At 65.5% G+C, this 11,242-nt stretch carries 8 protein-coding genes, 2 tRNA genes and 2 rRNA genes (1 of these 12 only partly in view); 9 read left to right on the top strand and 3 right to left on the bottom strand.

Annotation, left to right across the window (positions count from 1 at the left end; all coding sequences use genetic code 11):
- The first annotated feature begins 89 nt into the window (after positions 1–89).
- From ACOYW6_RS12210 to hslU, 4 genes are all read left to right on the top strand, one after another.
- Positions 90–917, top strand: a complete 828-nt coding sequence (locus ACOYW6_RS12210; RefSeq protein ID WP_423141585.1) for a hypothetical protein — start codon at positions 90–92, stop codon at positions 915–917.
- A gap of 69 nt (positions 918–986) precedes the next feature.
- A complete protein-coding gene (locus ACOYW6_RS12215; protein WP_423141586.1) occupies positions 987–2,309 on the top strand; it encodes a homoserine dehydrogenase in 1,323 nt (440 codons plus the stop codon).
- A 38-nt stretch (positions 2,310–2,347) separates the two neighbouring features.
- Positions 2,348–2,923: an ATP-dependent protease subunit HslV gene (hslV, locus tag ACOYW6_RS12220; protein WP_423141587.1), complete on the top strand. Its 576-nt coding sequence runs from the start codon at positions 2,348–2,350 to the stop codon at positions 2,921–2,923.
- Between the two features lie 8 nt (positions 2,924–2,931).
- The gene (gene hslU, locus ACOYW6_RS12225) at positions 2,932–4,233 is read left to right on the top strand and encodes an ATP-dependent protease ATPase subunit HslU (RefSeq protein WP_423141588.1); all 1,302 of its coding nucleotides are present in this window, start codon (positions 2,932–2,934) and stop codon (positions 4,231–4,233) included.
- Here the strand turns inward: hslU and ACOYW6_RS12230 are convergent.
- From ACOYW6_RS12230 to ACOYW6_RS12240, 3 genes are all read right to left on the bottom strand, one after another.
- A complete protein-coding gene (locus tag ACOYW6_RS12230) occupies positions 4,230–5,678 on the bottom strand; it encodes a peptide MFS transporter (RefSeq protein WP_423141589.1) in 1,449 nt (482 codons plus the stop codon). The genes hslU and ACOYW6_RS12230 overlap by 4 nt on opposite strands.
- A gap of 88 nt (positions 5,679–5,766) precedes the next feature.
- Complete coding sequence (locus ACOYW6_RS12235; RefSeq protein WP_423141590.1) at positions 5,767–7,587, bottom strand: ABCB family ABC transporter ATP-binding protein/permease; 1,821 nt, start codon at positions 7,585–7,587, stop codon at positions 5,767–5,769.
- Between the two features lie 23 nt (positions 7,588–7,610).
- Positions 7,611–8,513, bottom strand: coding sequence for a retroviral-like aspartic protease family protein (locus ACOYW6_RS12240; RefSeq protein WP_423141591.1), 903 nt, complete (start codon positions 8,511–8,513; stop codon positions 7,611–7,613).
- Positions 8,514–8,569: 56 nt separating this feature from the next.
- On the opposite strand from ACOYW6_RS12240, the gene ACOYW6_RS12245 reads away from it, so the two are divergent.
- The 5 genes from ACOYW6_RS12245 to ACOYW6_RS12265 all read left to right on the top strand — a co-directional run.
- Positions 8,570–8,764 (top strand): hypothetical protein, encoded by a 195-nt coding sequence (locus ACOYW6_RS12245; protein ID WP_423141592.1) that lies wholly within the window; start codon positions 8,570–8,572, stop codon positions 8,762–8,764.
- 359 nt (positions 8,765–9,123) lie between these two features.
- Positions 9,124–10,612 (top strand): 16S ribosomal RNA (locus ACOYW6_RS12250).
- A gap of 179 nt (positions 10,613–10,791) precedes the next feature.
- Positions 10,792–10,868, top strand: a tRNA-Ile gene (locus ACOYW6_RS12255).
- Positions 10,869–10,901: 33 nt separating this feature from the next.
- A tRNA-Ala gene (locus ACOYW6_RS12260) sits at positions 10,902–10,977 on the top strand.
- A gap of 255 nt (positions 10,978–11,232) precedes the next feature.
- Positions 11,233–11,242: ribosomal RNA gene (locus ACOYW6_RS12265) — 23S ribosomal RNA — on the top strand; it runs 2,782 nt beyond the window's last position.
- Together the 16S and 23S rRNA genes with 2 tRNA genes alongside form the textbook arrangement of a ribosomal RNA operon.

Raw genomic sequence — 11,242 nt, forward strand, 5'->3', positions numbered from 1 at the left:
GGCGCACAGCATTGTGTGCGACCCGATTTCGCGAAATATCCTAACGCGGCCGCTCACCCTTGCTCAATCGCCAGACAGGCTTTTTTCCCATGTTCGTTCGCCCGCTTATCGCCGCCGTCCTGCTTGTTGCCGCCGGTGCGGCCCAGGGCGCCGATTCGCGCGGCACTTCGCCGCCGGCCCCCACCTATGCCGACATTGCCCAGCTGGCCGATGGCACGCCGCTGGTGATCCGGGCCGAGGTCCGCAGCACCGTCCCGGTCGAAGCCGCGCGGGCCCCGGGTCTGCGGCCAGGGCATCAGCGTCTTTATGTCGAGGCGCGGACCCAGGCGCTGCTGTTCGGGACGGCGGCGGTGGGCGAAAGCCTGAAATACCTGGTCGACGTGCCGCTGGACGCCAGAGGCAAGGCGCCCAAGCTGAAGAAGCAGGTCGTCGTGCTGTTTGCCAGGCCGGTACCCGGCCGCCCGGGCGAGCTGCAACTGGTCGCCCCCGACGCGCAGCTGGCGTGGACGCCCGAGCTTGAGCCGCGGGTGGTCGCGATCCTGGGCGAACTGGCCAGGGCCGGCGCCCCCGGCGCGATCAGCGGGGTGCGAGAGGCGATCCACGTTAGCGGCGCGCTGGCCGGGCAGGGCGAGACGCAGCTGTTTCTCTCCACCGCCGCGGGCGAGCCGGCGGCGATAACCGTCACGCGCGAGCCGGGCGCGGAGCCGGCCTGGACCGCCTCGTTCTCCGAACTGGTCGGCGCGTCCGGCGCGCCCGCGCACGATACGCTGGCGTGGTACCGGCTCGCCTGCAGCCTGCCGGCCGCGCTGCCGCCGCGCGCGCACGTGTCGCCCGAGGCGGCCGACCGCGCTGCCGCCGATGCCGATTACCGCTTCGTCCTGGGCCAGCTTGGGCCCTGCACGCGCACGCGCGGCTAATTGCGGGCGGCGGCTGGCAATGGCCGCGTAACTGGCCTAGGGGCGCGGGCGCAAAAACAGGGGGTTTCCATGGCTCAGCCGCTGAGGATCGCGCTTGCCGGACTGGGCACCGTCGGGGCCGGGGTGATCCGGCTGGTCGAAACCAACGCCGCGCTGATCGCGCGCCGCGCCGGCCGCCCTATCGTCATTACCGCGGTTACCGCGCGCGATCGCGGCAAGGACCGCGGCGTGGACCTGGCGCGCTATGCCTGGGAAGATGACATGGCGGCGCTGGCCGCGCGCAGCGACGTCGACGTCGTGGTCGAGCTGGTCGGCGGCGCCGATGGCCCGGCGCTGGCGCTGGCGCGCGGGGCGATCGCGGCGGGCAAGGCGGTGGTCACCGCCAACAAGGCGATGATCGCGCATCACGGCATGGAGCTGGCCGCGCTGGCCGAAGCCGCGCGCGTCCCGCTGGCGTTCGAGGCCGCGGTCGCCGGCGGCATCCCGGTCATCAAGGGACTGCGCGAAGGCGCCGCCGCCAACCGGGTCGAGCGCGTTTACGGCATCCTCAACGGCACGTGCAATTTCATCCTCTCGGCGATGGAGGACAGCGGCCGCGATTTCGCCGACGTCCTGGCCGAGGCGCAGGCGCGCGGCTATGCCGAGGCCGACCCCGCGTTCGACATCGAGGGGACCGACGCTGCACACAAGCTGGCGATCCTGGCGGCGATCGCGTTCGGCACCGCCATCGATTTCGGTGCGGTCGAAACCACCGGGATTGCCCGCATCCTGGCCGCCGACATCGCGCAGGCCGGGGCGCTGGGCCACGTCATCCGCCTGATCGGGATCGCCGAGGTGGATGGCGGTTCGAAAGCCGGCCGTCTGTTCCAGCGGGTCCAGCCGCACCTCGTCCCGCTCGACCACCCGCTCGCCCATGTCGACGGGGCGACCAACGCGGTCGTGGCCGAGGGCGACTTTTCCGGCCGCTTGCTGTTCCAGGGCGCCGGCGCCGGCGACGGGCCGACCGCCAGCGCGGTGGTGGCCGACCTTATCGATATTGCCCGGCAGGGCGGCACGGGGGGCGAGGTGGGGGCGCCGTTCTCGGTCCCGGTGGCGGAGCTGGAGCTGCTGGCCCCGGCCGACAGCGGGCACCGCCGGTCGCGCAGCTACATCCGTTTCATCGTTGCCGACCGGCCTGGCGTGCTGGCCGAGATTACCGCCGCGATGCGCGATGCCGGTGTCTCCATCGAAAGCCTGATCCAGAAGGGCCGCAGCGAGGACGAGGGCGCCGTGCTGGTCGCCATGGTCACGCACGAGGGGCCCGAGCGCTGCGTCGCCGAGGCTATGCGCCTGCTGGAAGGATCGCCCAGCCTGGCCGCCGCGCCGCTGGTCATGCACCTGATCGGGAAGTGATCTGGAAATAGCGAAACCGCCCTCCCATATCCCGCTTCATGAACGAGCGGGATAACAGCCACGGCCTGGTCCAGTGGCACGGGACGACGATCATCGGCGTGCGCAAGGGCGGCAAGACCGTCATCGCCGGCGATGGCCAGGTATCGATGGGCAACACGGTGATGAAGCCCAACGCGCGCAAGGTGCGGCGCCTGGGTGAAGGCGGCAAGGTCGTGGCCGGCTTTGCCGGCGCCACCGCCGATGCCTTCACGCTGTTCGAACGGCTCGAGAAGAAGCTCGAGGCGTACCGATCGGCCAAGGGGGGCGGCCAATTGCTGCGCGCCGCGGTCGAACTGGCCAAGGACTGGCGCACCGACAAGTACTTGCGCAACCTCGAGGCGCTGATGATCGTGGCCGATGCCGACACGCTGCTGGTGCTGACCGGCAACGGCGACGTGCTCGAGCCCGAGGGCGAGGTCGCGGCGATCGGATCGGGGGGCAATTACGCGCTTTCCGCGGCGCTCGCGCTTGTCGATTACGAGGACGACGCCGAAGTCATCGCCCGCAAGGCGATGGCTGTCGCCGCGCGCGTCTGCGTGTTCACCAACGACCGCGTGACGGTCGAGACGGTCTGAAAGATCCCATGAAAGACAACCTGACCCCCAAGGCCATCGTCGCCGCGCTGGATGAACATATCGTTGGCCAGACCGACGCCAAGAAAGCCGTCGCAGTGGCGCTGCGCAACCGCTGGCGCCGCCAGAAGCTCAGCCCCGAGCTGCGCGACGAGGTGACGCCCAAGAACATCCTGATGATCGGGCCGACCGGCTGCGGCAAGACCGAGATCAGCCGCCGCCTGGCGAAGCTGGCCGAGGCGCCGTTCGTCAAGGTCGAGGCGACCAAGTTCACCGAGGTCGGCTATGTCGGCCGCGACGTCGAGCAGATCGCCCGCGACCTGGCCGAGGAAGCGATCCGGCTGGAAAAGGACCGCCGCCGCGAGGCGGTGCGCGAAGCCGCCAGCAAGGCGGCGATGGACCGGCTGCTCAAGGCGCTGGTCGGCGACAATGCCAGCGAAGCGACGCGCGAATCGTTCCGCGAGCGCATCGTCCAGAACGCGATGAACGACACCGAGGTCGAGATCGAGGTCGAGGACGCGCCGAGCATGCCGTTCGAGCTGCCCGGGATGGGCGCCAACGTGGGCATGATCAACCTCAGCGACATGATGTCGAAGGCGATGGGCCGCGCACCGCTTAAGCGGCGCAAGCTCAAGGTGCCGGAAGCCTGGGACAAGCTGGTCGACGAGGAAGCCGAAAAGCGCATGGACCAGGACGACGTGGCCCGCGTCGCACTTCATAACGCCGAGACCAATGGCATCGTCTTCCTCGACGAGATCGACAAGATCGCCGTTTCGGACGTGCGCGGCGGCTCGGTCAGCCGCGAAGGCGTCCAGCGCGACCTCCTGCCGCTGATCGAGGGGACGACGGTGGCCACCAAGTACGGGCCGATGAAGACCGACCACGTATTGTTCATCGCCAGCGGCGCCTTCCACGTCGCCAAGCCGAGCGACATGCTGCCCGAGCTACAGGGCCGCTTGCCGATCCGCGTCGAGCTGTCGGCCCTGAGCGAAGAGGACTTCGTCCGCATCCTGTCGGCCACGCGCGCCAACCTGCTCGAACAGTACCGAGCCTTGCTTGGCACCGAGAATGTGACCCTGGTCGTCACCGACGACGCGGTGACCGAAATAGCGTCCATCGCCGCGCAAGTGAACGAAAGCGTCGAGAACATCGGCGCCCGGCGCTTGCAGACGGTGATGGAAAAGCTGCTCGAGGAACTGAGTTTCGAGGCCGAGGACCGCCAGGGCGAGACCGTCACGATCGACGCCGCCTACGTGCGCGATCGGCTGGCCAGCCTGGCGGGCGATTCCGACCTGTCGAAGTATATCCTCTAGGGCGCCGCGCCCTCGGGATCGGTGGCGATCTCTTCCTTGGGCGGCAGCGGGCCGATGTCCTCGGCATTCTCGCGCGCCAGCATCCGCTTGTAGAACCCGCGCGCGACCAGCACGAGCGCGCCGGCGGCAAAGCAGACCGCGGCGTTGATCAGCCAGAATTCGCTCGGGCTGACCCTTTCGTAGAGGCTGCCCATCCGGCCGCTGATGAGGCTGGCGGCCGACACCGCCAGCGAATTGATGCCGATCAGCGTGCCGCGCCAGGCACCCGGCGCGCGCGTGGCGAACAGTGCCAGCATGACCGGCGCGAACCACACCGCGGCGAAGTTCGAGACGACGTGGAACATCACCGGCAGCAGTACCGGCCCCTTGCCGCTGCCTGCCAGCAGCGGTTCGGTCGCCAGCATCGCTACTGCCACGCCGAACAGGGTGACCCCGAACGACAGCTTGACGAATTCGTCCGGTTCCCGGCCCTTCAGCGCCATGCGCGCCCAGATCCACAGCGTGATCGGGGTGAACACCGCCGGCGCTAGGCCGTCGAGCGATTGCAGCCACGGCACCGGCATCTGGAAGCTGCCGACGTGCATGTCGATGTGATCCTGCACCCAGACGTTGTAGACGTTCCAGATCTGGGACTGCGCGGTCCAGAACGCCACGCTGATCGGCCAGATCGCGAACAGGCCCCAGATGCGGCGCTTTTCCCCCGCGGTCAGCGGCTGGCGCGGCGCCGCGGCAGCATCCCGGCCCAGCCGCACGCCGGCGTCGGCGGGCAGGAAGCGAGCGCCCAGGACATAGACCAGCAGCCCGATCAGCATCCCGAAGCCCGCCACCGCGAAGCCGGCATGCCAGCCGTAGCCCATCACCACCGCGACCGTCGTGGTCACGATCGGGGCGATGAAGGCGCCGAAATTGACCGCGAAGTAGTAGTACTGGAACGCGTTGCTCTCGCGCGGGTCGCCATCGGCATAAAGCGATTTGATCTGCGCCGACAGGTTGCCGCGCAGGAACCCGGCGCCGAACATCAGCAATACCAGCGCGACCAGGAACGTGGGGTCGAAGGCGAGGAAGAAGTGCCCCGCGGTCATCATCGCCGCGCCAAGGCCCACGGCCAGCTTGCGCCCGGTGAACTTGTCGCCGACCCAGCCGCCCAGCAGCGGCAGCCCGGTGACGAAGGCGAGGTAGAAGCCGAACGTCTGTGTCGCCAGCGCCACGTCGGTCAGCGGACCGGTCATCGCCTCGACCGCGTGGCGATAGGCGCCGAAGCCCAGGATCGTGCGCACCCGCTCGGGGTGAACCAGCAGGTCCCCGGTCATGTAGAGCACCAGCATCGCCTGCATGCCGTGGAACGAGATGCGGTCCCACAGCTCGGTCCCCGCCAGCACCCATAAACCCCTGGGTTGGCCGAAGACGTCGCCGCCGGGTGCGATCGAAGGTGCCGTTGTCGCCATGAACACTGCCTTTGCGCGAAGAATTGCGCGAAGCTGCACGAAAAGTTCGCCGCGGCAAGGCCTTATCGCGCCCGCGGCAGCGAAGCGGTTACTCTGCCGCTTCGCTCAGGTCCTCGATCTCGTTGGCCTGGCGGGCCCACATGTCGGCATAGAGCCCGTCGGCGCGCAGCAGGTCGGCGTGGGTTCCGGACTCGGCCAGGCGCCCTTCGGCCAGAACGAAGATGCGGTCGGCATCGGCGACGGTCGACAGGCGGTGCGCGATCGACAGGCTGGTGCGCCCGGTGCTGACCCGGTGCAGCGTGGCGAGGATGTCCTGCTCGGTCCGGGTGTCGAGCGCGCTGGTCGCCTCGTCGAGGAGGAGGATCGGCGGGTCCTTCACCAGCGTCCGCGCGATCGCCACGCGCTGTTTCTCGCCGCCCGACAGCTTGAGCCCGCGCTCGCCCACTTCGGTCTCCAACCCGTCGGGCAGCCGCGCGACCAGATCGGCCAGCGCCGCGCCGCGCACCGCGCGGGCCACCGTTTCCTCATCGGCGCCGTCGCGGCCGTAGGCGATATTGTAGCCGATCGTGTCGTTGAACAGCACGCTGTCCTGCGGGACGATGCCGATCGCGGCGCGCAACGACGCTTGGGTTACCTCGCGGATGTCCTGCCCGTCGATCAGGATCCGGCCCGACCAGGGATCGTAGAACCGGAACACCAGCCGCGCGATCGTGCTCTTGCCCGCGCCCGACGGGCCCACCACCGCGACCTGGCTGCCGGCAGGCACCTCGAACGACAGGCCGTGCAGGATCGTGCGCTCCGGCTCGTAACCGAACACCACGTCGTCGAAGACCAGCGTGGGCTGCCTGATCACCAGCGCCGGCGCGCCGGGCGCGTCCTTCACCTCGATGTCGGTATCGATAAGGCTGAACATCGCCGCCATGTCGATCAGCCCCTGGCGGATGGTGCGGTAGACCATGCCCAGCATGTCGAGCGGGCGAAACAGCTGCGTCAGGTACGTGTTGACGAAAACCACGTCGCCCACGGTCAGCCGGCCCTTCGACCAGCCGTAGACGGTATAGGCCATCGCGCCCGCCATCAGCAGGTTGACGATCAGCGCCTGCGCCATGTTGAGCAGCCCCAGGCTGTTCTCGCTCTTGATCGCGGCCTTGGCATAGGCGCCGGTGGCGGCGGCGTAGCGCGCCTGCTCGCGCGGTTCGGCGCCGAAATACTTCACCGTCTCGTAATTGAGCAGCGAATCGACCGCGCGCGACAACGCCTGCCCGTCGAGCCGGTTCATCGTTTCGCGCAGGTGCGTGCGCCATTCGGTGATCCAGCGGGTGACCAGGATATAGGCAACGACCGCCGCCGCCGTCGCCGCTACCAGTCCCCAGCCGAAGCGAAAGTAGAAGATCACTGCCACGGCCGTCAGTTCGATCGCGGTCGGGGCGATGTTGAACAGCAGGAAATAGAGCATCGTGTCGATGCTCTTGGTGCCGCGCTCGATCACCTTGGTAACCTCGCCGGTGCGGCGCGACAGGTGGAAGCGCAGGCTCAGCCGGTGCAGGCGCGCGAAGACGTCCTCGGCCAGGCGCCGGGTCGCATCCTGGCCCACGCGTTCGAACACGATGTTGCGGGTGTTGTCGAAGGCGATGCCGGCAAAGCGTCCGAGCGCGTACGCCAGCACGAACGCCGCCGCAACGGTGAAGGCGGTGGGCGTGACCGCGCCGCCCATCGCATCGATCGCGCGCTTGTAGAAAAACGGCAGCGCCAGCGTGGTCGCCTTGGCCAGCAGCACGAAGACCATCGCCCCGACCACGCGGGCGCGCAGGCCCGGATCGTTGTCCGGCCACAAGTAAGGCAGGAAGCGCCGCAGCGTGCCCCAGCCATCGTGGCGCGCTGCCGGGGTCGGGGAGGGGGGCGGGCTCATCCGCCCCTATCTAGGAAGTCCGACTACATCTCGAAAGGCACGTCGAACAGGATTCGCCGGCTGGAAAAATCGATCGCCACCCGGTTGAGCGCGCGCAGGTCGCGGATGCCCAGCAGCAGCGCCGGCTTCTTGTCGAGCTTTAGAGCGGCGAAGGCCGGCGATTCGGCATAAGCAATGGCCACGTTCTGGAACTTGATCTTGTCGATCGCCAGCTCGCGCGCATAACCGATCCGGGCGTCGACCGTCTGGCCGGTGACGCTCGTCAGCGTGGTCGCAACGTCGCGCTTGCGCGCCAGCGTGCGGGCCAGCGCCATGTTGCCGATGCTGGTGTCGGCACCAGTGTCGATCACCACGTCCACATCGATCCCGTCGAGCCGGGCGTGAGTCATGATGAGCTGGCCGCTGCGCCGCCGCGCCACAACCACGATCTCGAACCCGGCGTTGCCGCCCAGCGCCTTGGCATCGTCCACCGCGATCAGCTTGCGCTTGAAGTCGAGCAGCACGCGCTGGCCCTGCAGGCTGTCGAGCCCGAGGATACCGTCGGCGCCGATGTGCTCGGGCTCGAGCAGCGGGGCGAGCAAATTGTAGAAGCTGCGCCGGCCGAGATCGAGCTGGTTGATGCGGACGGTGTCGACCATCTGCGAACCGGCGACGCCGACCAGCAACGCCTTCTTGGGATCGGTCGCGATCGCCAGGTTGGCGGCGACCGTGCGGCTGAGCACCGTCGTCATCGAGCCGGTATCGATCAGGAACCGGTACGGGCCGTGTTCGGACAGGCGGACGGGAACGGTCATGCGCTGGCCGGCCTCGGTCCGTGCGGCGATCACGTCGACCTCGCTGGCGGCCTGTCCGCCGCTTTGCGCGGCGACGACGGGCACGGCGCCGGCGCCCATGAGCAACGCGGCGTAAAGGACGTGTGCGGGCATGATGCCTCCTCTGCACGCGTTTTACCACGCGCGCGGCGGAACGTTCAGGAGAATCGATGAACGCGCCGCCGCGATCGATCGACGCACGGCGAGAGAATCACGCAAAGTGGCTGAAAAACGGCGGTTTTCAGCCGTTTCAGGATCGTGGAGCGCGAGGGCAATTCACCAACCAAAACTTGGTTCCAGAGAAAAAACCTCGTCTTTTCAGAGCCTTGACGGCCTTTGAAATAAAATTGCAAAAAGGGCGTTGACCGACTCAAGACCCCCCCATATATGCCGCTTCACCGAAGGGGAGCAGCCGCTGGAAAGCAGCTTCCACCCATCGGTCGCCAACACAAACGGACAGCAGTCCCCCGGTATCTAATCGGGGAACGTTAGTTGTCCGCCTCTTGCGTTGAGTGGCTCTTTGACATTGTCGGTTTTAGATGAAGGGACATGTGGGCGACGGCGCCCGGTTCCGGTGAGCTTCAGGCCCCGGATACCGGTAACCAAGTCGATGCCACATATGTCCTTCGTATCCATTACGTTTGACAAGTGCAGGTATCGGCTCCTGAAGTTCGGTGCATGCGGTTGGCGGAAGTTCGCTTCCGTGCCGTGTGTGTCGTGACACAAACTTGAGAGTTTGATCCTGGCTCAGAACGAACGCTGGCGGCATGCCTAACACATGCAAGTCGAACGAGACCTTCGGGTCTAGTGGCGCACGGGTGCGTAACGCGTGGGAATCTGCCCTTTGCTTCGGAATAACAGTTAGAAATGACTGCTAATACCGGATGATGTCTTCGGACCAAAGATTTATCGGCAAAGGATGAGCCCGCGTAGGATTAGCTAGTTGGTGGGGTAATGGCCTACCAAGGCGACGATCCTTAGCTGGTCTGAGAGGATGATCAGCCACACTGGGACTGAGACACGGCCCAGACTCCTACGGGAGGCAGCAGTGGGGAATATTGGACAATGGGCGAAAGCCTGATCCAGCAATGCCGCGTGAGTGATGAAGGCCTTAGGGTTGTAAAGCTCTTTTACCAGGGATGATAATGACAGTACCTGGAGAATAAGCTCCGGCTAACTCCGTGCCAGCAGCCGCGGTAATACGGAGGGAGCTAGCGTTGTTCGGAATTACTGGGCGTAAAGCGCACGTAGGCGGCTACTCAAGTCAGAGGTGAAAGCCCGGGGCTCAACCCCGGAACTGCCTTTGAAACTAGGTAGCTAGAATCTTGGAGAGGTCAGTGGAATTCCGAGTGTAGAGGTGAAATTCGTAGATATTCGGAAGAACACCAGTGGCGAAGGCGACTGACTGGACAAGTATTGACGCTGAGGTGCGAAAGCGTGGGGAGCAAACAGGATTAGATACCCTGGTAGTCCACGCCGTAAACGATGATAACTAGCTGTCCGGGCACTTGGTGCTTGGGTGGCGCAGCTAACGCATTAAGTTATCCGCCTGGGGAGTACGGTCGCAAGATTAAAACTCAAAGGAATTGACGGGGGCCTGCACAAGCGGTGGAGCATGTGGTTTAATTCGAAGCAACGCGCAGAACCTTACCAGCGTTTGACATGGTTAGTTTGATTTCCAGAGATGGATTTCTTCAGTTCGGCTGGCTAACACACAGGTGCTGCATGGCTGTCGTCAGCTCGTGTCGTGAGATGTTGGGTTAAGTCCCGCAACGAGCGCAACCCTCGTCCTTAGTTGCCATCATTCAGTTGGGCACTCTAAGGAAACCGCCGGTGATAAGCCGGAGGAAGGTGGGGATGACGTCAAGTCCTCATGGCCCTTACACGCTGGGCTACACACGTGCTACAATGGCGGTGACAGTGGGCAGCAAACTCGCGAGAGTGAGCTAATCTCCAAAAGCCGTCTCAGTTCGGATTGTTCTCTGCAACTCGAGAGCATGAAGGCGGAATCGCTAGTAATCGCGGATCAGCATGCCGCGGTGAATACGTTCCCAGGCCTTGTACACACCGCCCGTCACACCATGGGAGTTGGGTTCACCCGAAGGCGTTGCGCTAACTCGCAAGAGAGGCAGGCGACCACGGTGGGCTTAGCGACTGGGGTGAAGTCGTAACAAGGTAGCCGTAGGGGAACCTGCGGCTGGATCACCTCCTTTCTAAGGATTTGGCCGAAAGCGCCGGGGCTAGCCCTCGGAAGTGCTTCGTCCGTTCCAAAGAACATGCCGTCGTCCTCATGTCCCTTCATCCTGGAGATCAACACGGGCTTTCGCTCGTGTTGCTAGCCTGAGCTGGCTAACTGCCGCCTGCGGTCATTTGGCCCGTCCGGCGTGAGAGTGGGCTTGTAGCTCAGTTGGTTAGAGCACACCCCTGATAAGGGTGAGGCCGGTGGTTCGAGTCCACCTAAGCCCACCACTCTCGCAACGACCTGGCTTCGGCCGGCGGCGAGGGGCCTTAGCTCAGTTGGGAGAGCGCTAGCTTTGCAAGCTTGAGGTCATCGGTTCGATCCCGATAGGCTCCACCACCCTTCGCGGGTGGTCTACTCCAGAGATGAAGACACGAACTTCCGCCGGCCTGGCTTTGGCCAACCGGCGGTACGCGGGATCTGCCCGCATCTTTGACATTGTGAATGGGTTTTTTAATCGATGCCGCAACGCAAGCGGCTGCGATCTCCTCAAGGGGTCGTAGTGCGCGCATTGCACAATCTGGCTGAGATTAATCGTCCGCACCTAGGACAACGCAGGCTCTATGCAGGCCTGACGTTGATGGTGTGGATTCTCAAGCGTGAG

The sequence above is a fragment of the Parablastomonas sp. CN1-191 genome (assembly GCF_049354825.1).
Taxonomy (GTDB): domain Bacteria; phylum Pseudomonadota; class Alphaproteobacteria; order Sphingomonadales; family Sphingomonadaceae; genus Novosphingobium.